The organism is Williamsia sp. CHRR-6 (genome assembly GCF_018474015.1).
Classification (GTDB): domain Bacteria; phylum Actinomycetota; class Actinomycetes; order Mycobacteriales; family Mycobacteriaceae; genus Williamsia_A.
Genome location: NZ_JAHCSG010000005.1, coordinates 90,382 through 113,475, shown reverse-complemented (window position 1 = coordinate 113,475; position 23,094 = coordinate 90,382). Strand labels below are relative to the sequence as shown.

The window sequence follows — 23,094 nt, the reverse complement described above, 5'->3', positions numbered from 1 at the left end:
GATGATCTCTCCGGACCCGCCCGACGGCGCCGAGGCATCGGGTGAGCCCGAGGTCACACCGCTGACCGAGCCCGCCGACGGAGTTCCCCCGCTGCTCGCGACACCGGACGAATTCGACCGTGCCGCACGACGTCTCGCGCAAGGATCGGGTCCGATCGCCCTGGACACCGAGCGCGCCTCCGGGTTCCGGTATTCCGGGCGGGCCTACCTGATCCAGATCCGACGGGCGGGCAGCGGATCGATGTTGATCGACCCGGTCGATCATCCCGAGGCGTTGGGTTCCTTGATCGCCGTGCTCGAGGGACCGCAGTGGGTGTTACACGCCGCCGATCAGGACCTGCCGTGCCTGCGGGAACTCGGTTTTGTCTGTGCCGACCTGTTCGACACCGAACTCGCCGGACGCCTGTTGGGCCTGGCCCGGGTGAATCTGGCCGCGATGGTGGCCCACTTCTTGGGCTTGGGCCTGGCCAAGGGGCATGGTGCGGCGGACTGGTCTCGTCGGCCCCTACCGGCAGAGTGGCTCAACTACGCCGCCCTCGACGTCGAGGTACTCGTCGAACTACGCGACGCCGTACAGGCGGCGTTGGTGGCTGCCGGTAAAGATGATTGGGCAGCACAGGAATTCGACCACGTCCGGACCAAGCCCGAGCCGCCCCCGCGGGTGGACCGGTGGCGTCGAACCTCGTCGCTGCACACCGTCAAGACACCCCGGGCGTTGGCCATCGTGCGGGAGCTGTGGGCCACCCGGGAGGCCTACGCCGCCGACCGTGACATCGCGCCCGGGCGGGTACTACCCGACTCGGCGATCGTCGCGGCCGCTCTCGCCGCACCAGATTCGGTCGACGCGTTGACGGCGCTGCCGGTGTTCGGCGGCCACCGGCAGCGGCGTCAGGCCCAGCGGTGGTTCGCGGCGATTCGACGAGCAGCGGCACTGCCGACCTCTGAGCTGCCACCGCGCAGCGCCGGCGGGGTGGGTCTGCCGCCGGTGAGCCGCTGGTCAAACCGTAATCCCGTTGCTGCGCAACGAATCACGCGCGCACGCAAGCAGATGACCGCGCTGTCGGAGTCGGTGGGCACCCCGATGGAGAACCTGTTGGCACCCGACCTGCTCCGGCAACTGTGTTGGGACGGCGTCGAACCGGTGACCGAAACCGCGATCGTCGAGCGGTTGGCCGCCGGTGGTGCGCGCGCCTGGCAACGAGACCTGTGCGCTCCGCTGCTCACCGCCGCGTTCCGCGACGAAGAGACGTCCCCGCCAGCCGACCCCGAACCCGCCGGGCCCGAACCGTCAGACCCGGACGCGGCGTCGGCTGGAGATCACTCCCCCGACGAGACCACCTGATCTCAGCTGTCGGCGGTGATGTCGTCGGTCGAGGGCGAGGCCTGCAAGCGCGACACCGTGGCCGTGATGGCGCGAGCGATGTCCTGGGCGGTCAACCCCAGATCACCCAGCAACTGGCCCCGGCTGCCATGGGCCAGGAACTGCTGAGCGATACCGCGCTGCTGAACCGGCACCTCCACACCGGCGGCCCGCAATCGGTCGCTGACCGCCGAGCCGACGCCACCGTGCACACCGCTGTCCTCCACGGTGACCACCAGGCGATGGTGACGCGCCAGATCGACCATCGAGTCGCGAACCGGCAACACCCAGCGCGGATCGACGACAGTGGCCGTGATTCCCTGCTTGGCCAGCCGCTGCGCGGTGTCCACGGCAAGGGGGCAGAACGATCCGACCGCGACGATCAAGACGTCACCGTCGACTCCCGCGGCACCGCGGTAGAGCACGTCGGTTCCGTCGTCGAGACGCTCCACTGCCCGAATGTCCTCGGGTACCGCACCTTTGGAGTAACGCAGCGCGGTCGGGCCATCGTCGACCTGGAGAGCCTCGTCGAGTTCCTCCCGTAGCCGCACCGCGTCGCGGGGGGCGGCCACCCGCAGTCCGGGCACCAGGGCCATCAACGACAGATCCCACATCCCGTGGTGGCTGGGACCGTCGGGACCGGTCACCCCGGAGCGGTCCAGCACCAGCGTGACCGGCTGGCGCAGGAGCGCCACATCCATCAGCAGTTGGTCGAATGCGCGGTTGAGGAAGGTGGAGTAGATGGCGACCACCGGATGCATTCCACCGAGCGCCAGACCAGCCGCCGAGGTGAGCGCATGCTGTTCGGCGATGCCGACATCGAAGAGCCGGTCGGGGAACCGCTCCCCGAAGGCCGCGAGGCCGGTGGGTGCAGCCATCGCCGCGGTGATGGCCACCACGTCGCGGCGACGCGCCCCGGCCTCGACCATCGCGGCCGAGAAGACCGACGTCCAGTCCAGCGGAGCCACTGCGGTTGCCTGACCGGTGGTCGGGTCGATGACGCCGATGCCGTGCATCTGGTCGGCCTCGTCGTTGACCGCCGGCGCGTACCCGTGACCCTTCTCGGTGACCGCATGCACGATGACCGGACCGCCGAACGCCTTGGCTCGCGACAACGCGGTCTCCAGTGCGTGTTGATCGTGCCCGTCGACGGGTCCGAGGTACTTCACCCCGAGATCGGAGAACATGGCCTGCGGGGACAAGAAGTCTTTCATCCCGCTCTTGACGCTGTGCAGCATCGCGAACGCCAGCGACCCCACCTTCGGTACCCCGGTGATCGCCCGCCGCGCACCCTCGAGGACGCGCTCGTAGCCCGGCTGCATCCGCAGCGCAGACAGATGATCGGCGAACCCGCCGATGGTGGGCGCATAGGATCGCCCGTTGTCGTTGACCACGACCACCAGCGGGCGATTGCCCGAGGCGATGTTGTTCAGCGCCTCCCAGCACATCCCGCCGGTCAGTGCCCCGTCGCCGACGACCGCCACCACATGTCGGTCCTGCCCGCTCAGCTCGAACGCCTTGCTCAACCCGTCGGCGTAGGACAGTGCCGCCGAGGCGTGGGACGACTCCACCCAGTCGTGCTCGCTCTCGGCCCGCTCCTGATATCCGGTCAGCCCGTCACGTTGACGCAAGGTGTCGAACTTGTCGCGGCGCCCGGTGACGATCTTGTGCACGTAGGACTGGTGCCCGGTGTCGAAGATGATCGCGTCGTCTGGGGAGGAGAACACCCGATGCAGGGCGAGGGTCAACTCGACCACGCCGAGGTTGGGACCCAGGTGACCTCCGGTGGCCGAGACCTTGTCGACCAGGAAGTCGCGGATCTCGCGCGCCAAAGCATCGAGCTGCGCAGCGTTCAGCGACCGGAGATCGTCCGGTGATGTGATCCGATCGAGCACGCCCATGGACGCTCCTCACTCAAGTACGTCTCGCCAGTCTACGGATGCGGTTGGCCCGGCATCGGTGTCGAGGACCTCACGCGGGTGTGGTGTTCGTGACGTCACCTGACCGTGTGGTCGGCCCGACCTCGTGCGCTGGGCGCAGCACCGCGATCACCTCGAGGTGGTGGGTCAACGGGAACGCATCGACGGGCGTGATGCCGACCGGCTGGTATCCAGCGCTGGCATAGGCACGTAGGTCTCGGGCGAATGTGGCGACATCGCAGCCGATGTGGACCACCAGATCCGGTGCCGCCGCACAGATGCCGGCCACCACCTGCGCCCCGACCCCGGTGCGCGGTGGATCACAGATCACCACCTGTGCCGGGGGCAGATCGCGCAGTCGCTGCGCCACCGGCGCTCGATCGACGATGATCCGGGCGTCGTCGGCGAACGTGTTCTGCGCGCAGCCTGCCGCCGCCGGATCCGATTCGACGAGGACGACGCGTTCGAGCTCGGTGGCCTGCGCGCGCAGCGCCGCCGCGAACACCCCGACCCCGCCGTAGAGATCCCACGCGGTCCGCGCAGCCGGGGCCAGCTGGGTCACCGCGCGCCGCACCGCAGCGCTGTAGAACTCGGGTGCGCGGGTGTGGGCCTGCCAGAACGAGGTGATCGGCAGCTGCCACTCCTGGTCGCCGACCCGTTGGCAGACCACCGACGATCCGATGACGACCCGCGGGGTACGCCGCGCCGACGCCGCGCGCGCCTGCTGTGCGCGGCCACGCCGGTCTCGCGCACCCCGGCCCGATCCCCGCCGCGAGTCGTGCGGTCGCTGAAGTTGCGCCACATGGTGTCGACCGTCGTCGTCGCGCACCGCCACCAGCTCGGTGCCGGGCGTCCAGTCGGATTCGGCGATCCCGTCGAGCAGTCCGTCGACCGGTTGGGCACACGCGACCGTCACCACCGCATCCGAGCCGTGAGCGCGTACTCCGGCGTTGCCGTCGGCGTCGACCGCGAGCCGGGTCCGGGTGCGCCAGCCGGTGGATTCACCCAGAATCGACAGGGGCGCGATCAACTCGTGGCACCGCTGCTCTGACAACCCGCCGATCCGGGTGAGGACGTCGTGCAGGACCTGCGACTTGATCTGTGCGGCACCGGCATCGGACACGAACGACAGGTCGCAACACCCGGCCCCGGAGGCCGCTGCGGCACATCGGGGCTCGATGCGTGTCGGGGCCGCGGCGAGCACGTCGGTCACCGTGGCCCGACAGTAGGCGGCCGCCCGATCCTCGGTCACCCGCACTCGCACCCGTTCGCCGGGTAACGCCCCACGCACGAACACCGCCCGACCCTCGTGCCGCCCGACCATCTCGCCGCCGTTGGCCGGACGCAGGTCTGCCAACTCGAAACTACTTCCCTGCCAACCAGATCCGCTCATCGGCGTCGGATCATGTCGATCGAGGCCCGCGCAGGTTCTCGGTGGGCACCATCCCACGACGTGCGTCTCCGGGGGCGGGGTACACGCCATCGCGGTTCTTGCGGCGATCCGATGAGGTGAGCTGCCAGGGCACCGACGTCACCATCACACCTGGCTCGAACAGCAACCGCCCCTTGAGCCGCAGTGCCGACTGGTTGTGCAGGATCTGCTCCCACCAGTGGCCCACCACGTACTCGGGGATGAAGACCGTGATGACATCGCGAGGAGACTCCCGACGCACCCGGCGGACGTATTCCACCACCGGGCGGGTGATCTCGCGATACGGCGAGGCGATCACCTTCAGCGGGACGGTCACATCGGAGTCCTCCCACTCGGCCACCAGCCGACGCGTGTCGCCGTCGTCGACATTGACCGTGATCGCTTCCAGCACATCGGGTCTGGTCGCCCGGGCGTAAGCCAGGGCCCGCCGGGTGGGCAGGTGCAGCTTCGACACCAGGACCACCGAGTGCGTCCGGCTCGGCAGCACGATCTCGTAGTCGTCGTCGTCGAGTTCTTCCTGCACCGACGCGTAGTGGCGATGGATCATCCGCATCAGCACGAAGATCGACACCATCGCGACGATCGCGATCCAAGCTCCGGCGAGGAACTTCGTGATCAGCACGATGATCAGCACCGAGCCGGTCATCATCAGCCCGATGGAGTTGATGATCCGGGATCGGTACATGCGCGACCGGGCACTGGGGTCGGTCTCGGTCTTGAGGTGCCGGGTCCAGTGCCGCACCATCCCGATCTGACTGAGTGTGAAGGACACGAACACACCGACGATGTAGAGCTGGATCAGCGCGGTCACCTGCGCCCCGAAGGCGACGACGAAGATGATGGCGGCCGCCGCGAGGAACAAGATGCCGTTGCTGAAGGCCAGGCGATCACCGCGGGTGTGCAGCTGACGCGGCAGGTAGCGGTCCTGCGCCAGAACCGATCCGAGCACCGGGAAGCCGTTGAAGGCGGTGTTGGCGGCCAGCACCAGAATCAGTGCGGTCACCGTGGTGACGAAGTAGAAGCCGGGGGTGAACCCGTTGAACACCGCGTCGGCGAGCTGCGCCACCAGCGACTTCTGCTGATAACCGTCGGGCGCGCCGGTGAGATCGGCCGCGGGGTCCTCGACGTACTTCGCGCCGATCTTGCGGGCCAACACGATCATCCCCAGCAGCAGCACCACCGCGATCGACCCGAGCAATAGCAGCGTGGTGGCGGCGTTGCGGGACTTGGGTTTGCGGAACGCCGGTACGCCGTTGCTGATCGCCTCCACACCGGTCAGCGCCGCACACCCCGACGAGAACGCCCGCGCGATGAGGAAGACGAACGCGATACCGACGAGGTGACCCTGCTCGGCCTTGATCCCGAAATCAGCGGTCTCCGAACGTACGTCGTCGCCGAGCACGTACACCTGTATCAGCCCCCAGGCCAACATGACGATCATGCCGAAGATGAAGGCGTAGGTGGGGATGGCGAATGCCGCGCCCGATTCACGGATGCCGCGAAGGTTGACACTGGTGAGGATGATGATGGCCGCAACGCAGAACAGCACCCGATGCTCTTCGACGAACGGGATGGCCGAGCCGAAGTTCTCCGCCGCCGAGGAGATCGACACCGCCACGGTGAGGACGTAGTCGACGAGCAGCGCGCTGCCCACGGTGAGCCCTGCCGACGGCCCGAGGTTTACCGTGGCCACCTCGTAGTCGCCGCCACCGGAGGGGTAGGCGTGCACGTTCTGGCGGTAGCTGGCCACCACCACCGCCATCATCACCGCGACGGCCAGACCGATCCAGATGGTGTAGCTGTAGGCGGTCAGTCCGGCCACCGACAGCACCAGGAAGATCTCTTGCGGCGCGTAGGCCACCGAGGACATGGCATCGGAGGCGAAGACCGGCAGGGCGATGCGCTTGGGTAGCAGCGTGTGTCCCAGGGTGTCACTGCGGAAGGGTCGTCCGAGGACCAGTCGCTTGGCCGCTACGGAAAGCTTCGACACTGTGGACACCCGCCCACCTTAGGGTGTGATCGACCTCGCAGCGACGCGGGGCGGTACGGTTCGAGGCGCGAGTCGACGAGCAGACACCCCCGAGCGGGCAAGCAGACACCCCAAGCGGGCGAGCAGACACATCAAGGAGGCCGCGGGTGCGGGTTGTGATCATGGGGTGCGGGCGGGTCGGATCATCGCTCGCCCTTGCCCTTCAGGCCAAAGAGCACACGGTGGCGGTGATCGATCGTGATCCGGCGGCCTTCCGCCGACTCGGCCCGACGTTCGCCGGTGTCACGATTCGCGGCGTGGGCTTCGACCGTGACGTGTTGCGCGAGGCAGGCATCGCCGACGCCGACGCGTTCGCTGCGGTGTCCTCCGGTGACAACTCCAACATCATCGCTGCCCGCGTGGCGCGTGAGACGTTCGGTGTGGACAAGGTGGTCGCCCGGATCTACGACGCAAAACGAGCCGCCGTATACGAGCGGCTGGGCATCCCGACGGTGGCGACGGTCCCATGGACCACACAGCGTTTCGTCGCCGCGCTCGGCGAGGGCAGCCCGGCCAACTCCTGGCGCGACCCGTCGGGATCGGTGCTCATCACCCCGATCACCTTCCACGAGAGCTGGATCGGTCAGACCGCAGCCACCTTCCAGCTCGAGACCGGCGCCCGGATCGCGTTCATCAACCGGCTGGGCAACGCCCTGCTGCCCGAGCCGCGCACGGTGCTGCAGCAGGACGACAACCTCTTCGTCGCGGTGCTGCAGGACAACCGCGAGAACGCCGCCGCCGTCGCCGCGGCGCCACGCCAGGACTGACCGCAGTCGATGAAGGAGATGACCCGATGAAGGTCGCGATCGCCGGGGCCGGCGCCGTGGGGCGCTCGATCGCCCGCGAGTTGCTGTCGAACTCCCACGAGGTGCTGCTGCTCGAGCGCCGACTCGACAACATCGACGAGGCGTCGGTGCCGGGCGCCCGGTGGATCAATGCCGACGCCTGCGAACTCGACAACCTCGAGCAGGCCCACCTGCACACCTGCGACGTGATGATCGCGGCCACCGGCGATGACAAGGCGAACCTCGTGGTCAGCCTGTTGGCCAAGACCGAGTTCGCGGTGGCGCGGGTGGTGGCCCGCGTCAACGATCCCCGCAACGAGTGGCTCTTCGACGAGGGGTGGGGTGTCGACGTGGCGGTGTCCACCCCACGCATGTTGGCCTCGCTGGTCGAGGAGGCGGTGTCGGTGGGAGATCTGGTGCGTCTGATGACGTTTCGCCAGGGTCAGGCGAACCTGGTGGAGGTCACCCTGCCGGCCAACACACCGTTCGCGGGCAAAGCCGTACGCAAGTTGGCGCTGCCCCGCGATGCGGCGCTGGTGGCAGTGCTGCGCGGCGGGCGGGTGTTCGTCCCGCAGCCCGACGACCCACTGGAAGCAGGCGACGAGTTGGTGTTCATCGCCCCCACCGAAGCCGAGGATGCGCTCCACGAGGCGGTGTTGAGCACCACCTGATCACGTCGGCACCCGGGCCGAGGACGGTCAGCCGGTGGCGGCCTCGTCGGATGTCTCGTCCTCGATCTGCTCGGCCCGCCGCACGATCAGCACGGTCGCCAGCACCGCGGCAGCGGTCAGCGGCCACCCCATCCCGATGCGTGCGGCGGCCAGCCAGCCGGTCTGATCGGAATCGTAGAGAAACGACTGTACGAGGTAACGCACACTGAACAGTGCCGCCCAGACCGCGGTGGCGATGTCGTAGGCGATCAGCGTGCGGCGGTGTCGGCGCCAGGCGGTTCCGTTGCCGTTCACCGCATTCCAGATCACACCGACCAACGGCCACCGCACCAGGATCGACACCACGAACGCTCCCGCATAGAGCAGGGTGGTCCAGATCCCGACCAAGAAGAACCCCTTGGCGTCACCCATGCGGTAGGCGATGAACGCACAGATGGCGACGCCGAGCACACCGGAGACAGCCGGCTGCACGGGTTCACGACGCACGAGCCGGACCGCGAGGATGACCACCGACACCGCGACCGCGGCGACCACCGCCGCCGTCAGGTGCCACAGCGCATTGACCGAGACGAACACCACGATCGGGACCGTCGAGTAGATCAGCCCGGGCACCCCACCCATCTGCTCGAGCAGCGTGGGCGTGGATCGCGTGGCGGGGTCCTGACCATCAGAATCCGCCGACATGATCACCTCGACTGCGTCGCCAGGGTCGATCGTGCGCGGGGATTCCGAAGTCTTGCGCGGGAACTCAGCTGTCACCGAGCAACTCGTAATAAGGGTTGTAGATCACCTTGGAGCCATCCTTCTCGCCGACGCGGCCGCGGATGGTGAGTTTGCGACCCGGTTCGATGCCCGGGATGCGGGTCCGACCGATCCAGGTGAGGTTCACGACCTCGGTGCCGTCGAAGAACTCCGCCACCACCCCGGTGCGACTGGACTTGGGGCACGTCTGCACCGACCGCAGTTCGCCGAGCATGACCACTTCGTCACCGCGCGCGCAGTCACAGGCACGCTGTGCTCCGATGGCCTGCGACTCCTCGGAGATCTTCTCGGCGTCCGCCTGGTGCAGATCCTCGGTGAGCCGTCGGGTCAACCGCTTGAGGTAACCCGTCGCCGTCATCGAAGAACCCCGGCAAGCCGTCCCTTGTGGACGTTCGAGCCTCCGGCAGTGGTCATCTTCCAGCCTTCCCGCACCAGATCCCGCAGCACCATTGCTGCGCCGCAGCCGTCGGTGTCGACCGCGCCGCCAGCCTAACCCCGCCGCGTCGGTCGGGGCCACCCGCGGGCACCATGTCCGAATGCGTGTCACCGAGCCATCCACGGCTGCGCGATCGCGGCCGATCACGCTGGTCGCGCTGCCCGGAACCGGGTCCGACGGGGACTACGTCCGTCGGCTGTTGAGTCCTCTGGCCCAGGGGCTGGCGATCGAGCTGGTGGCCGTCGACCCCGGCGTCGACGGCATCGACCGGGCCTACCGCGCGGCCCTGGACGCCGCGGCCGAGCGTGGCCCGGTGCTGGTGGCAGGCGTGTCGATCGGAGCCTGCATCGCCGCTCGATGGGCGGTGCACCAGCACGATTCATGTCACGGGGTGATCGCCATCCTGCCTCCGTGGGTGGACCGGGCCGATGACGCGATCGCCGCGATCAGCGCCCGGGCCACGGCCGAAGCGATCACGCGGGACGGCCTGGCGGCGACAATCGAGGCGATGCGGGCCGGTGCGCCCCCGTGGCTGGCCGAGGAACTGAGCCGCTCGTGGCAAGCCCTCGGTGCAGGCCTGGTGACGCAACTGTCGGAGGCGGCACGCCATCACGGTCCGGGCGCCGAGGTCCTTGCCGCATTGGATGTGCCGCTGGCCGTCGTGGCTGCGGTCGACGACCCGATCCATCCGGTGACGGTGGCCCAACGGTGGGCCGCTCTGGCATCACACTCGGCGATCGCCACGATCACCATCGAGAGCTGGTCGTGTGCCGACCCCCAGCTCGAACCGAGCCGCGTGGGGGTCACCGCGTTGCGACTGTGGCGTGAGCTGATCGGGCCGCGGTGACGCCGGCGACGCCGCGCTAGCGGCCTTGTCGGCGGCGCAACCGCTGCAGCGCCGATCCCGCCGAACGACGCTGCGGCTGCTCGTCGGGCACCGTGGCCTCCTCGGCAGACGTGCCCGCCTCGACGTTCTCCACCTCTATCGCGTCGCCTTCGGCCACCACCTGCGCCCGTGCACTCTGCGCGAGCGCCCCTACGTCGTCGACGTCGTCGAGGTCGGGTGTCTGCTCGGCGAGCCCGCCGCCGTCGGAGTCGATCGACCCGGGGAAATCGGTTCCGGCCGGATCGGCGTCGAGCTCGCCGGCTGCGAACATCTCCTGTTGGGCAGCGAGAACCTGCTCGGCGAGAACCTGCGGGAGCACGATCGGCAGCGCCTCACGGGGCGGGACCGGATCGTTGCCGCGGCGCACCACCGATTCGCTCAACACCGCGCGGGCGATGGGTGCGAGATCGTCGGCCGACTCGGCCGGTGCGCTGGCCACACACCGAACCATCCATCGGGGACCGTCGGCACCGATGAACCGATGCACCGCGCCCGGCACCGTCGCCACCACCTCACGCCCCCAGTGGCCGTCCTCGATGGTCGCCTCGGCGCCGTCGTTGCGTAGCGATTCCACCAACTCCCCCACCACTTCTCGCCAGAGACCGGGCGAACGGGGGGCGGCGAACGCGGCCACGCTGATCCGACCGATCGGTGTCACCAGGTACACCGCCTGCGGCTGGTGTTCGGCGGTCATCTCCACGGTGACCTGTCCACCCTCGACCACCGGGACCAGGACCGAACCCAGGTCGAGATGAGAATTGGTCAGATCGACCCCTGACTCCAGATCGTCGATGTCGTAGGGACCGCGCCCCGCGCCGATCTGTTCCTTGGATCCATCGGTCACGCCTGTTCGCCCTTCTGTTCATGGTCACCCAGCAGCGCATGGCCGCCACTTGACCCGTATCCATCTGCGCCCCTGCTGGTCTCGTCGAGGTGGTCCACCTCGACGAACTCGGGCAACTCCACCCGTTGAACCAACAGTTGGGCGATCCGGTCACCTTTGTTGATCGAGATCGGTTGGTGCGCATCGAGATTGATGAGACAGACCTTGATCTCGCCCCGATACCCCGCATCCACCGTCCCGGGTGCGTTGACTATCGACAGGCCCGCGCGCGCGGCGAGGCCCGAGCGCGGATGGATGAGACCGACGGTGCCGAACGGAAGCTGCACGCAGATCCCGGTGGGGACCAGAACCCGCTCACCGGCGGCGATGGTCACCGCCACAGTGCTACACAGATCGACGCCGGCGTCACCCGGGTGCGCCCGAACCGGAGCGGGGATCGTCGGATCGAGTCGTCGGAACCGCACCGCCGTCACCTGCGCATCACCTGCCACCACCGCAGACTACGCTGGGCTGGTGGCCTCCGATTCATCGACCAACGCGCAGCACGGGACCACCGTGACCGACCTGTTCAATGAGCGGCTACGGGTTCCACACTGGTGGTGGGCCTTCGGGGCGGTCATCGTGGGCGTCTTCGGATACGAGATCCAGCTGTCCCTGCGCAAGGCGCCCTGGAGCGTGGTGGCCTACCCGGTAGTCGCCGCGTTGATCGTCTGGATGCTGTGGTCGTTGGGACGAGCGCGGATCCGTGTGGACTCCGACCATGAACTCTGGGCTCACCGTGCACACATCCCGGTGTCGGTGATCGCGCGTGCCGCCACGATCCCGGCCAGTGCGAAGAGCGCTGCGATGGGGCGCCAGCTCGACCCGGCTGCGTTCCTCGTACATCGCGCCTGGGTCAAGACGATGGTGCTGCTGGTCCTCGACGACCCCGACGACCCGACGCCGTACTGGCTGGTCAGCACCCGACGGCCTGCCGAGCTCATCGCTGCGCTGGGCCTGCCGGATGCAGCGGCCGACATCGCCTGAAGGGCCGTCAAGGCGCCTTCGGGATGCGGCCGCGGCCGCGCGTCACGACGTTCGATCAGGCACAGTCCACGCAGATCAGCGAGTTGCCGTTCTCGCGCGCCAACCGGCTGCGGTGGTAGACGAGAAAGCAACTCGTACAAGTGAACTCGTCCGCCTGCTTGGGTACCACCCGAACCGACAGCTCCTCACCAGACAAATCGGCGCCGGGCAGCTCGAACGATTCGGCCGTGTCGCTGTCGTCGACGTCGACCGAGGCGGCCTGAGCTTCGCTGCGCCGCGCCTTCAACTCCTCCAGGGAATCCTCGCTGAGATCTTCTGATTCGGTGCGACGCGGTGCGTCGTAGTCAGTAGCCATGTTGTCCTGCCTTAGTTCACGTCTGTCGACGAGCGATGCTCGACCAGTTGTAGGAAATCCGCCCACCGTCGCACCCTCAACGGCCCTGTTGCTTCGGGCCTGCGCCACGCACATTGGACAACGACGAGTTCCGTCGAATCGTTGCCCGCGCCGGGATGGGGAATGGTGACGTTCGCCACACCTGGTCAAGCCGTTGTCGTCGATCAGACCGGCGATGGCGGGCGAAGACTAGCGCAGCCCGGCGATAGGGTCAACACCGCGCCGATCCCCCCGACGTGCACCCAGCCATTTACAGTGGTGCACCGGACACTCGCGGCTCTCGCAGGTCTGTTGGCGGAAGGAACGTACGAGCGTGGTTTCCCAGATCACCACCGGTTACCCCACCGATGATCGTGGTCGTCCGTTCCAGCGGCGACGACACGTGCCCTTCGTGATCGCCTCGGTCGTGTTGCTGATCCTTGGCCTCGTGGTGTGGGTCAGCGCGCTGGTCGATGGCGGCGGTTCGTCGGTGGCCACCTCATGCAACCGGCCGCCGAGCCCGTCGGCACCGGCGCCCTCCCCGCCCCCCGGCGCGCCCACACCCGCACCAGCGCCCGAGCTGAAGGTCGTCTCCCGCGACGAGCTGCTCGCCGTCGCCCCCGGTCCGCTGGCGTCGTTTCAGGTGCGCGTGCTCAATGCCTCCGCCCAGCGGGGACAGGCCCGCAGTGTGCTCGACGACCTGACGTCGAACGGATTCACACCCGCAACCGAGAACCCCTTCGGCGACGACACCGTCTACGCCGACAAGACCCTCGACTGCGTGGGCCAGATCCGTTTCGGCCAGTCCAGCCGAGCGGCGGCCGCCGCCCTGTGGGTGGCGCAACCGTGCACCGAACTCATCGACGACGGCCGCCCCGGCCAGGTGATCGACCTGGTGCTGGGCAAGCAGTACACCAGCCGCGAGCTGTCGCAGGACGCTCAAGCCGTGTTGGAATCGCTCCGCACCGCCGACCCCGCCAATTCGGGCACCGGCGCCGACCCCGCGCTCGTCAAGTCCGTACACAAGGGCAGCTGCTGACCGGCCCTCAGCCGCATCGCGTCAGCTCGGGCCCACCCGCGTTGTCAGCTCGGGATCGCATCGAGTGCGCCCACCTCGTCGAGCACCTCGAAGAAGCGGTCGGCGATGCCGGGCGCCACGGCGACGGTGACATCACCGCCCGCGCTGCGGGTATCCGGCCCGGGTAACCGGACACGCGCGCCGGCCTCGTGCGCTATCAGTCCCCCGGCGGCCCAGTCCCACGGGCTGAGTCCGTGCTCGAACTGGGCATCGACCTGCCCGGCGGCGACCATGCACAGGTCCAACGCCGCCGACCCCACCCGACGTAGATCACGCACTTGCGGCAACAACGCGGCGACGATCCCGCCCTGGACCTCGCGTCGCGCCGCCGAGTAGCCGAATCCGGTGGCCACCAACGCCATCGAGACGTCGACGGTCGTCGACGGCTGCAGGCGGCGGCACCCGACGGGGTCGATCACCACTCCGGTGTCGGTCACGTTGTCGCAGTGGGTGACGAATGCACCCTGATCCCGCTGTGCGGCGTAGACGACCGCACGCGCGACGTCGACCACCGCGCCGGCCACGGTGACCCCGCCTATCTGGGCGGCGATCGAGATCGCGTACGTGGGAAGGCCGTAGAGAAAATTCACGGTGCCGTCGATCGGATCGACCACCCAACGCACCCCGTCAGGTACGTCCACAGAACCGCCGTCCTCTTCGCCCAGGATGGCGTCGTCGGGGCGGGCCTGCTGCAGCAGACCCCGGATCAGCGCCTCGGCCTCGGTGTCGACCACCGTCACCGGATCGGTCGGAGTGCTCTTGGCGGAGACCGCCACCACGCGGCGCGCGGCCAGATCGGCGGCCAGTTCCTCTCGACGGGAACGCACGTGGGAGGCGGCACGAACACCGACGGACATGGCGATGGCGGTCAGGGCAGCGGCGTCGACCCCAGAGGTGTCGATCGGAGCGGTGTCGGTCACCCGCCCATGGGACCACATTCGACGCGTCCGGGCATCCGACCGTCGCCGCGTGCGCGCATCGTCTCGGCGTGCTCACCGAAGAGTCCGACCCACGGCCGATCGTCGATCTGACTAGCCTGTGGGTGCGCCGCGACGTGCTCGGGCCGCGAGGGCTGGTCCCGCGCAGTTCACCGACTGGTCGGCACCCCCCACACACAGACCGAGAGGACCCACAGATGTCGGTAACCGACACCTCCGCCACGACATCGACCAACCACGCGTTCGGGATCGACGTCGGGGGGTCGGGAATCAAGGGCGGCATCGTCGACCTCGACACCGGTGAGCTGGTCGGTGAACGGTTCAAGATCCTCACCCCGCAGCCGTCCACCCCGGCCGCGGTGGCCGGGGGCATCAAAGAGGTCGTCGATCATTTCGATTGGACCGGGCCCGTGGGTGTCACGTTGCCATGCGTCGTGTCCCAGGCCACGGTGCGCACTGCCGCCAACATCGACAAGTCCTGGATCGGTGTCGACCCCTACGCACTGCTGGCCACCACGCTGGGTGACCGCGCGATCTCGGTGCTCAACGATGCCGATGCCGCAGGGATGGCCGAGGACGCCCACGGCGCGGGACGCGACGTCACGGGGTTGGTCGTGCTGCTCACCTTCGGCACCGGTATCGGCTCGGCGATCCTGTTCAACGGGCAGCTGATCCCGAACACCGAACTGGGACACATGCAGGTCGGCAAGGAGGAGGCTGAACATCAGGCGTCGTCGAAGGTGAAGGACGATCTCGAGCTCAGCTACGAGCAGTGGGCCCAACGGGTGTCGGTTGTGCTGAGCGCCTACGAGAACCTGCTCTGGCCCGACCTGTTCATTGCCGGCGGCGGTATCAGCCGCAAGGCGCACAAGTGGATCCCCAAGCTGACCAACCGCACGCCGGTGGTGCCCGCAGAACTGCAGAACAGCGCGGGCATCGTGGGCGCAGCGATGGCTGTCACCGCCGGTCTGCGTGTCTGAACGGCGTCACCGAGACGACACCGAACGCGGCGCGGCAAACCCGAGGGTCCACGAATCGTTACAATGATGCGGTCGGCCCGAGTCGGCCATCCACTTTCGCTTCGGCGCGGGCATCTGCGTCGTGAAGCCATTTGAGTTCGAAGCCCCGAAAGGTCGTACGTGGCAGCCACCAAGACGCGCGAGCAAACACCGGACAGCGACGACACCGAAGCAACTGCACCCGTCGCCGCGAAGAAGGCCCCGGCCCGGAAAGCTCCCGCCAAGAAGGCCCCGGCGAAGAAGGCCGTCGCCAAGAAGACCGCCCGCAAGGCCCCTGCCAAGAAAGCTGCGGCCGCAGCTGCAACACCCGCGGCCCCCGCCGACGGCGAGGACACCGCGATCGAGGACATCGACGGTCCCGATGCCGAGATCGAGATCGTCGACGAGGAGATCGTCGTCGACGAGATCGAGGTCGACGGTGACGAGCCCGAAGCCGCGGCCAAGGTGACCACCCCCGCGCCCGCCGACGCCGAGGAGGTCGAGGAGCCGACCGAGGCAGACAAGGCCTCCGGCGACTTCGTGTGGGACGAGGACGAGTCAGAGGCGCTGCGGCAGGCCCGCAAGGATGCTGAGCTGACCGCCTCGGCCGACTCGGTACGCGCCTACCTCAAGCAGATCGGCAAGGTCGCCCTCCTCAACGCCGAGGAAGAGGTCGAGCTGGCCAAGCGCATCGAGGCGGGCCTGTTCGCGACCGAACGCATGCGCCGCATCGCCGAGGCGGGTGAGAAGCTCACCCCCACCCAGCGTCGCGATCTGAACTGGATCTCCCGGGACGGCAACCGCGCCAAGAACCACCTGCTCGAGGCCAACCTGCGCCTCGTCGTCTCGCTGGCCAAGCGCTACACCGGCCGCGGCATGGCATTCCTGGACCTGATCCAGGAGGGCAACCTCGGTCTGATCCGCGCGGTCGAGAAGTTCGACTACACCAAGGGCTACAAGTTCTCCACCTACGCCACCTGGTGGATTCGTCAGGCCATCACTCGCGCCATGGCCGATCAGGCCCGCACCATCCGCATCCCGGTGCACATGGTGGAGGTCATCAACAAGCTCGGTCGCATCCAGCGCGAACTCCTGCAGGACCTGGGCCGCGAGCCCACCCCTGAGGAGCTCGCCAAGGAGATGGACATCACGCCGGAGAAGGTGCTGGAGATCCAGCAGTACGCGCGTGAGCCCATCTCGCTGGATCAGACCATCGGCGACGAGGGCGACAGCCAGCTCGGTGACTTCATCGAGGACTCCGAGGCTGTTGTGGCCGTCGACGCCGTGTCGTTCACGCTGCTGCAGGATCAGCTGCAGTCGGTGCTCGAGACGCTGTCCGAGCGTGAGGCGGGCGTGGTCCGTCTGCGCTTCGGTCTCACCGATGGACAGCCCCGCACCCTCGACGAGATCGGTCAGGTCTACGGCGTCACGCGTGAGCGCATCCGTCAGATCGAGTCGAAGACGATGTCGAAGCTGCGTCACCCGTCGCGTTCGCAGGTGCTGCGCGACTACCTCGACTAGGCACACTCGTTCCACCGACTCGGCCGCCCCGGAGATCTTCCCCGGGGCGGCCGTGTCAGTGTCGGGACGCGGTCACCGACGTACACATGTTCTACTTACGCTCATGTTGGGACTCCTCTCCCCCTGCTTGCGTCATGCCGATCCTGAACTGCGTGAGATGTGGCGCGCCCACCTGTGCGGGTTGTGTCTGTCGCTGCGGGACAACCATGGGCAGCTCTCGCGGGCGACCGTCAACACCGATGCCGTCACCGCGTCGATCCTGCTGGAAGCGCAACAGCCACAACAGGATCCGCGCACCACGGCGGGACGGTGTCCACTGCGCGGGATGCGTACCGCCTCGGTGGTGGCCCCTGATGCTCTCAGCGTGCGACTGGGCGCGACCGCCGGACTCACCCTGGCCGCCGCCAAGACACTCGACGACCTCGCCGAAGACCAGGCCGGGTTGTCGTCGATGTCGCGATCACGTCGCGCTGTCACGCGGGCCGCGTCGCGACGCCTGCAGCGCGCGGCGAATGCCGATGCCCGGGTGGCGGTCTCGGTCGGAACCACCTCGGTGATCAACCGGCTGGCCGGACAGGCGAACACCGAACGGCGCGCCACCGATCTCGGCGAGGTCACCGACGCCACGGCCGAGGCGTGCGCAGCGGTGTTCGCCGCCACCGCCGACCTCGCAGGGGTGCCCGGTAACCGGGAGGCGTTGGCGGTCATGGGTGCAGCGTTCGGGCGCTGCGCGCATCTGCTCGACGCCGTCGCCGACCTCGACCGCGACCGCCGCGCCGGTGACTACAACCCGCTCGAGGCGACCGGCACCGACATCGATGACGTTGCGCGCGAATGCGACCGCCTCCACGGCGAGATCGTCGCCCATCTAGACGCTCTCGTGTTGCGCGACGATCGGCTGGTTCGCCGACTGCTCGACCGCGGACTGCGCCACAGCATCGACCGGACGTTCGCCGCACGCGAGGCGGGCGGGCACCCCCACTCGCGCGCCGGGGTGCTCACGAGCACCGCCGTGTGTCTGGCCACTGCCGCCGCATTCGATCCGTTCGGTAAGAACTCGCCGCCGCAGCCCGAGGAGGAGGACGACTGCTGCAAGAGCACGTGCCGGGAGTGCTGCGGCGACGGCTGCGGAGACTGTTGTGAGGACTGCTGCTGCGAAAGCTGCTGCAGCTGCTGCGACGGTTGTGATTGCAACTGATCAGCGCAGCGGCGCAAACGTCCCATCGGGTTCAGGACGGTACCGCGACACCCGGGAGACGGCAGCCGCCGGTAGCGGCGCGTACAGGTGTGGGAACAGGATCCCATCCGGATGCGCGGGCACACCCTGCTCCCACACCACCGACGCATCGAGGAGCGACTCGTCGACCTCGAGGAGAACCAGATCGGTGCGCCCCCGATAGAACAGATTCGCCGGGATGTGGACCTGGCCGCGCGCCGACAAGTGGATGAACCCGACGTCGGCAGCAGGTCGCAACTGACCCTCGGAGACGACACGGTCCCACTCTTGCTGCGAACACATGTGAACCAACGTGGCGGCACCGGCGTCGTCGGACATGCCCTCAGCCTGGCACATCCCCCGAGGCGCGATCCGTGCGCGCCGAGGTGACGATGGCGGCGACGATCAACGCGATGCCGCCGAACTCTGCGGCGCTAGGCACCTGCCGCAGCGTCACCGCCGCAACCGCGACCGCGGTGACCGGCAGCAACGCGAGCATCAACGCAAAATGCGCGCGTGGGATCCGCGTGAGCACCAGCTGATCCAAGGCGTAGGGCACAGCGCTGGAGAGCACCGCGACGCCGATCCCAGCGGAGGCCACGCATAGCGCGACACCGCCACGGTTGGACTCGGTGACAAGGCTCACACCCAGCACCAGCGGCGCCGCGAGAAGGCCAGCCGCGGTCAGTCCCACCCCCAGTTCCTCGATGGCGGCCCGGGCCGACGAGGGCCGGCGGTTCGAGCCGGTCGCGCCCGCCGACACCCGGGCGCCGAGCACGATGTAGCCCGCCCACAGTGCCCCCGCCACCAGCGCCCACACCACACCCGACCAGGAGCCGCTGGGCGTGGCTCCGCTCACCAACGCCACCCCCGCGGCGGTGGCCACCACCGCTGCCGCGCCGCGCCACCCGCGCACCGCGACCGCGGCCACCGCGATCGGACCGATGAACTCCACAGCGACCGCGACGCCGAGATCGATCCGCGAAATCGCAAGGTAGAAAGCAGTGTTCATGCCGAGGGTGACCAACCCGAACCCGATGGCGCGGTTGCGGCGCACCGCATCGGCGAGGACCGACCGACCGCCCACGACGCCCCAGATCACCAGTCCGGCGAACACCGTCCGCATCCAGGCCACCACCACCGGATCGGCCTGATCGAACAGCGGGATCGCGATGGCAGCACCGAGATACTGACTGATCGCGCCGGCCACGAACACCGTCCACACTGGAGGGCGAACACCCCACCGACCGCGTCCCGGGGACCCGCACGGCGGTCCGTTCGCCGGACGTCCGATCTGTGCCACCAGAGCCCTCCACGATCGTGTAAACGGTGGGTGACGCCACATTACGGATGGCGTGGGAACAACGCGTGGCCCCAGATCGTCTGACAGAGTGAGAAGACCTCACCACTCCTGATGAGGAAGCTCGCGAAGGGAAGCGTTCGCGCTCGCCCGGGACGGAGGAATCATGTCAGATGTTGTCAGCCCACTGATCTCCATGCCCCTCACCGCTGCCGATCGCTGTGATCGTTGCGGTGCGGCCGCCCGCGTACGCGCCGGACTCCCCGGTGGCGGCGAACTCCTCTTCTGCCGTCACCACTACAACGCGCACGAAGCACGCCTGGCCGATCTCGGAGCCAGCGTCTACTCGCCCGACGACGAACTCGTCTGACCCCCCTCGACCACATCCGAGAACCCCGGTCCCGCGCATCTGCGAGGCCGGGGTTCTCGCATCTGCGGTTCATCAGCCCAGCGCCAACCAACCCGTTCGGCGGAGTCGTGCCGTCAGCTCCACCGACGTAGGGCGTCGATCCGTTCACGTAACTGCTCGGCCGTCGCCATCGCGGTGGGCGGACCACCCAACTGTGATCGCAACTCACTGTGCACCAGGCCGTGGGGCTTGCCGGTGCGGTGATGATGCATGGCGACGAGGCTGTTGAGTTCTTTGCGCAGGCCCGCCAACGCCGTCGCGGTACCGGCGTCTGGGCGGGCCGCAGGCGCCGACGCCGCCTGGGATCGGGTCTCGATCTGATCGCTTTGGCGTTTGCGCAACAGATCCCGGACCTGATCGGCGTTGAGCAACCCCGGTAGACCCAGATAGTCCGACTCCTCGTCGCTGCCCGCGAACGTGGCGGTACCGAACGACGACCCGTCGAAGATCACCTGGTCGAGCTCGGCGTCAGCGTGCAGCGACACGAACGCCGGTTGATCGTCGCCGGGCTCGTCGTCGGTCGCGTTGGCCTCGGCGAGCAGCGCATCGTCGAGCCCCTCCTCGACCCGATGCGGCTTACCCAGCACATGATCGCGTTGCGCTTCGAGCTCGCTGGCCAGACGCAGCAGCACCGGCACCGAGGGCAGGAACACACTCGCGGTCTCCCCCGGCCGCCGTGACCGGACGAACCGGCCGATGGCCTGCGCGAAGTACAAGGGGGTGGAGGCGCTGGTCGCGTAGACCCCCACGGCCAGGCGTGGCACGTCGACACCCTCGGAGACCATGCGGACCGCGACCATCCACCGGTCGTCGGACTCGGCGAACTCGGCGATCCGGGACGACGACGACGGCTCGTCGGACAACACCAACGTCACCGGCGATCCACTGATCTCGGCCAGTAACTCGGCGTAGTCACGTGCGTTCTTCTGATCCGAGGCGATCACCAGGCCACCGGCGTCGGGCACACCCGACGCCCGCAACTGGCCGAGCCGCGTGTTGGCCGCCTGCAACACGGCCGGGATCCAGTCGCCGTGCGGATCGAGAGCGGTGCGCCAGGCACGCGCGGTGTGCTCGGCCGACAACGGCTCCCCGAGCCGCGCGGTGAACTCCTCGCCGGCACTGTTGCGCCAGCTGGCCTGCCCCGAATAGGCCAGGAACACCACCGGGCGCACCACACCGTCGGCCAGCGCGTCGGCGTAGCCGTAGCTGTGGTCGGGTTTCGAGCGCAGCGAGCCGTTCTCGTCGGGCTCGTAGGTGACGAACGGGATCGGCGAATCGTCGGACCGGAACGGTGTCCCGGTCAGCGCCAGTCGCCGGGTGGCGTCGGAAAACGCCTCACCGATCGCGTCACCCCAACTGCGGGCATCCCCGCCGTGGTGGATCTCGTCGAGGATGACCAGCGTGCGCCGATTCTCGGTGCGCACCCGGTGTCGGGACGGGTGGGAGGCCACCTGGGCGTAGGTGAGGACCACCCCGTCAAAATCGGCGCTGGTCGAGCCGGTCGAGTTGCTGAACCGCGCGTCGAGGGCGATGCCGACGCGGGCAGCCGCCTGCGCCCACTGGTGCTTCAGGTGTTCGGTGGGTGCGACGACGGTGATCTGTTCCACCGTTCGATCGGCCAGCAGCTCGGCGGCGATACGCAACCCGAACGTGGTCTTACCGGCCCCTGGGGTGGCGACAGCCAGAAAGTCTCTGGGTCGACTGGTCAGGTATTTGGTCAGCGCCCGACGCTGCCAGGTGCGCAGCGATTCGGGCGCACCGGTCGTCACTACCTCGGAAATCGCTGAACTCCTCGAATCACACACACTGCGCCCGCGGACCCTCCCGCCGAGCGTCGGGGGCCTGGCGTGAACCAACCCCGCAGACGGTCACATCGCACGTGGCGACGTCGACGATCGTACCCGGCGGCGCCGATCGGCCAGTGCATCGAGCGTGCTCGACACGACCCGCTCGGATTGCCCGCACGGCAGCTCGATCAGGGATGCTGGTGTCATCACACACCCCGACACGCCACCGCCCGCCACGCCCGACCGACCCGCGACCGCGGCGTCGGCCTCGGGTCGTGGGTTCGTGCGTTCGCTCCCCCGCCTGCTGCGGATGACCGTGGTCAAGGCATGGGACGACTCGATCTTCGGGATGTCGGCGCAGGCGGCGTTCTGGCAGACGCTGTCGCTGCCACCGCTACTGCTGGGGCTGCTCGGGTCGATCGGCTTCATCGGCAACTGGTTCGGACCCGGCACCACCGACACCATCCGGCTACGGATCATCAGCTTCTGCACCCGCGTGTTCAGCGCCGACGTGGTCGAGGAGATCATCACCCCGATGGTCAACGATGTCCTGGCCCGAGGTCGTGTCGAGCTGATCTCGCTGGGGTTCGTGCTGTCGCTGTGGTCGGGATCGTCGGCGATGTCGAGTTTCGTCGATTCCATCAACAAAGCCCACGACCAACATCTGGTGCGCAATGCGGTGTGGCAGCGCATCTTCGCACTCAACCTCTACATCGGGTTCCTGATCGTGTCGGTGTTCATCCTGCCGTTGGTGGCGTTGGGACCCACCTACGTGGCCGATGTGGCGCCGGAGTCGTGGCGATCGTGGAGCAGCCAGCTGGTGGCGTTGGCGTACTTCCCTGCAGTGGGTGTCCTGCTCATCGCCGGCCTGACGGCGCTCTACCGGGTGTCGCTGCCCATCCCGCCGCCCTGGTACCGCCTGCTCGGTGGCGCGGTGTTGGCGGCGGTGGTGTTCTGGCTCAGCTGCGCGGGGTTGCGGGTCTACCTGGGGTCGATCACCCAGACCGGCTACTCCTACGGCGCGCTGGCCGCTCCCATCGCCTTCTTGCTGTTCACGTTTTTCCTGGGCTTCTCGATCGTGATCGGAGCCCAGTTCAACGCGGCCGTACAGACGCTGTGGCCGATCACCCACACGCCGGCTGGCGAACAGGTCCGCGACTGGGTGTCCCAGCAGACCGTCGACATCACCGCGACGCTGCGTACCGTGCCCCGCAAGCTACCCACCCGAGCGATGCGCCGACCATCGCGCCGCGCGGCCGACCCTGCCGGAGAACGGCCACTGACCACGAGCCACCGTCGAACAGGCGGATCTGCGCCGTGAGGC

Annotated in this window: 23 protein-coding genes; 11 read left to right on the top strand and 12 right to left on the bottom strand. The window is 68.2% G+C overall.

What is annotated here, in order from left to right; all coding sequences use genetic code 11:
- The first annotated feature begins 1 nt into the window (after position 1).
- On the top strand, positions 2-1,342 hold the full coding sequence (locus tag KIK15_RS14355) for a ribonuclease D (protein ID WP_214245404.1): 1,341 nt from the start codon (positions 2-4) through the stop codon (positions 1,340-1,342).
- A 2-nt stretch (positions 1,343-1,344) separates the two neighbouring features.
- Here the strand turns inward: KIK15_RS14355 and dxs are convergent, their stop codons facing one another.
- From dxs to KIK15_RS14340, 3 genes are all read right to left on the bottom strand, one after another.
- Positions 1,345-3,261, bottom strand: a complete 1,917-nt coding sequence (gene dxs, locus KIK15_RS14350) for a 1-deoxy-D-xylulose-5-phosphate synthase (protein WP_214245403.1) — start codon at positions 3,259-3,261, stop codon at positions 1,345-1,347.
- 70 nt (positions 3,262-3,331) lie between these two features.
- Positions 3,332-4,672: a class I SAM-dependent RNA methyltransferase gene (locus KIK15_RS14345; protein ID WP_214245402.1), complete on the bottom strand. Its 1,341-nt coding sequence runs from the start codon at positions 4,670-4,672 to the stop codon at positions 3,332-3,334.
- Between the two features lie 10 nt (positions 4,673-4,682).
- The gene (locus KIK15_RS14340; RefSeq protein ID WP_214245401.1) at positions 4,683-6,710 is read right to left on the bottom strand and encodes an APC family permease; all 2,028 of its coding nucleotides are present in this window, start codon (positions 6,708-6,710) and stop codon (positions 4,683-4,685) included.
- Positions 6,711-6,847: 137 nt separating this feature from the next.
- Between KIK15_RS14340 and KIK15_RS14335 the strand changes: the two genes are divergently transcribed.
- Both KIK15_RS14335 and KIK15_RS14330 read left to right on the top strand, forming a co-directional pair.
- Positions 6,848-7,507 carry a TrkA family potassium uptake protein gene (locus KIK15_RS14335; protein ID WP_214245400.1) on the top strand — a complete coding sequence of 220 codons (660 nt, stop codon included), beginning with the start codon at positions 6,848-6,850 and terminating at the stop codon, positions 7,505-7,507.
- Between the two features lie 26 nt (positions 7,508-7,533).
- A complete protein-coding gene (locus tag KIK15_RS14330) occupies positions 7,534-8,196 on the top strand; it encodes a TrkA family potassium uptake protein (protein WP_214245399.1) in 663 nt (220 codons plus the stop codon).
- 27 nt (positions 8,197-8,223) lie between these two features.
- On the opposite strand, the gene KIK15_RS14325 is transcribed toward KIK15_RS14330, so the two are convergent.
- Both KIK15_RS14325 and KIK15_RS14320 read right to left on the bottom strand, forming a co-directional pair.
- Positions 8,224-8,880 (bottom strand): DUF3159 domain-containing protein, encoded by a 657-nt coding sequence (locus tag KIK15_RS14325; RefSeq protein WP_214245645.1) that lies wholly within the window; start codon positions 8,878-8,880, stop codon positions 8,224-8,226.
- A 64-nt stretch (positions 8,881-8,944) separates the two neighbouring features.
- A complete protein-coding gene (locus tag KIK15_RS14320; protein ID WP_214245398.1) occupies positions 8,945-9,316 on the bottom strand; it encodes an OB-fold nucleic acid binding domain-containing protein in 372 nt (123 codons plus the stop codon).
- A 178-nt stretch (positions 9,317-9,494) separates the two neighbouring features.
- On the opposite strand from KIK15_RS14320, the gene KIK15_RS14315 reads away from it, so the two are divergent.
- Complete coding sequence (locus KIK15_RS14315) at positions 9,495-10,241, top strand: alpha/beta fold hydrolase (protein WP_214245397.1); 747 nt, start codon at positions 9,495-9,497, stop codon at positions 10,239-10,241.
- Between the two features lie 16 nt (positions 10,242-10,257).
- Here the strand turns inward: KIK15_RS14315 and KIK15_RS14310 are convergent, their stop codons facing one another.
- Both KIK15_RS14310 and dut read right to left on the bottom strand, forming a co-directional pair.
- Positions 10,258-11,124, bottom strand: coding sequence for a DUF3710 domain-containing protein (locus KIK15_RS14310; protein WP_214245396.1), 867 nt, complete (start codon positions 11,122-11,124; stop codon positions 10,258-10,260).
- Positions 11,121-11,615 carry a dUTP diphosphatase gene (gene dut, locus KIK15_RS14305; protein WP_374222859.1) on the bottom strand — a complete coding sequence of 165 codons (495 nt, stop codon included), beginning with the start codon at positions 11,613-11,615 and terminating at the stop codon, positions 11,121-11,123. The genes KIK15_RS14310 and dut overlap by 4 nt, the downstream gene beginning before the upstream one ends.
- Positions 11,616-11,637: 22 nt before the next feature.
- Here dut and KIK15_RS14300 point away from each other — a divergent pair, with 22 nt between their 5' ends.
- On the top strand, positions 11,638-12,150 hold the full coding sequence (locus KIK15_RS14300; RefSeq protein ID WP_307851899.1) for a DUF3093 domain-containing protein: 513 nt from the start codon (positions 11,638-11,640) through the stop codon (positions 12,148-12,150).
- A gap of 55 nt (positions 12,151-12,205) precedes the next feature.
- On the opposite strand, the gene KIK15_RS14295 is transcribed toward KIK15_RS14300, so the two are convergent.
- On the bottom strand, positions 12,206-12,505 hold the full coding sequence (locus KIK15_RS14295) for a DUF4193 domain-containing protein (protein ID WP_214245394.1): 300 nt from the start codon (positions 12,503-12,505) through the stop codon (positions 12,206-12,208).
- A 352-nt stretch (positions 12,506-12,857) separates the two neighbouring features.
- On the opposite strand from KIK15_RS14295, the gene cei reads away from it, so the two are divergent.
- Positions 12,858-13,562 carry an envelope integrity protein Cei gene (gene cei, locus KIK15_RS14290; RefSeq protein WP_214245393.1) on the top strand — a complete coding sequence of 235 codons (705 nt, stop codon included), beginning with the start codon at positions 12,858-12,860 and terminating at the stop codon, positions 13,560-13,562.
- Between the two features lie 44 nt (positions 13,563-13,606).
- On the opposite strand, the gene KIK15_RS14285 is transcribed toward cei, so the two are convergent.
- On the bottom strand, positions 13,607-14,539 hold the full coding sequence (locus KIK15_RS14285) for an inositol monophosphatase family protein (protein ID WP_214245392.1): 933 nt from the start codon (positions 14,537-14,539) through the stop codon (positions 13,607-13,609).
- 197 nt (positions 14,540-14,736) lie between these two features.
- On the opposite strand from KIK15_RS14285, the gene ppgK reads away from it, so the two are divergent.
- The 3 genes from ppgK (at position 14,737) to KIK15_RS14270 (ending at position 18,256) form a co-directional block, all read left to right on the top strand.
- Entirely contained in the window at positions 14,737-15,519 is a 783-nt protein-coding gene (ppgK, locus tag KIK15_RS14280) for a polyphosphate--glucose phosphotransferase (protein WP_214245391.1), read from the top strand.
- Positions 15,520-15,678: 159 nt separating this feature from the next.
- The gene (locus KIK15_RS14275; protein WP_214245390.1) at positions 15,679-17,058 is read left to right on the top strand and encodes an RNA polymerase sigma factor; all 1,380 of its coding nucleotides are present in this window, start codon (positions 15,679-15,681) and stop codon (positions 17,056-17,058) included.
- A 103-nt stretch (positions 17,059-17,161) separates the two neighbouring features.
- A complete protein-coding gene (locus KIK15_RS14270) occupies positions 17,162-18,256 on the top strand; it encodes a DUF5685 family protein (RefSeq protein WP_250324685.1) in 1,095 nt (364 codons plus the stop codon).
- Here the strand turns inward: KIK15_RS14270 and KIK15_RS14265 are convergent, their stop codons facing one another.
- Together KIK15_RS14265 and KIK15_RS14260 are read right to left on the bottom strand one after the other, a co-directional pair.
- Positions 18,257-18,613 carry a DUF952 domain-containing protein gene (locus KIK15_RS14265; protein WP_214245389.1) on the bottom strand — a complete coding sequence of 119 codons (357 nt, stop codon included), beginning with the start codon at positions 18,611-18,613 and terminating at the stop codon, positions 18,257-18,259.
- 4 nt (positions 18,614-18,617) lie between these two features.
- On the bottom strand, positions 18,618-19,490 hold the full coding sequence (locus tag KIK15_RS14260; RefSeq protein WP_307851898.1) for an EamA family transporter: 873 nt from the start codon (positions 19,488-19,490) through the stop codon (positions 18,618-18,620).
- Positions 19,491-19,740: 250 nt separating this feature from the next.
- On the opposite strand from KIK15_RS14260, the gene KIK15_RS14255 reads away from it, so the two are divergent.
- Entirely contained in the window at positions 19,741-19,944 is a 204-nt protein-coding gene (locus tag KIK15_RS14255) for a hypothetical protein (protein WP_214245387.1), read from the top strand.
- A gap of 113 nt (positions 19,945-20,057) precedes the next feature.
- Here the strand turns inward: KIK15_RS14255 and KIK15_RS14250 are convergent, their stop codons facing one another.
- Positions 20,058-21,752: a DEAD/DEAH box helicase gene (locus KIK15_RS14250; protein WP_214245386.1), complete on the bottom strand. Its 1,695-nt coding sequence runs from the start codon at positions 21,750-21,752 to the stop codon at positions 20,058-20,060.
- Positions 21,753-22,053: 301 nt separating this feature from the next.
- Between KIK15_RS14250 and KIK15_RS14245 the strand changes: the two genes are divergently transcribed.
- Positions 22,054-23,091 carry a YihY/virulence factor BrkB family protein gene (locus KIK15_RS14245; protein WP_307851897.1) on the top strand — a complete coding sequence of 346 codons (1,038 nt, stop codon included), beginning with the start codon at positions 22,054-22,056 and terminating at the stop codon, positions 23,089-23,091.
- Positions 23,092-23,094 lie beyond the last annotated feature (3 nt).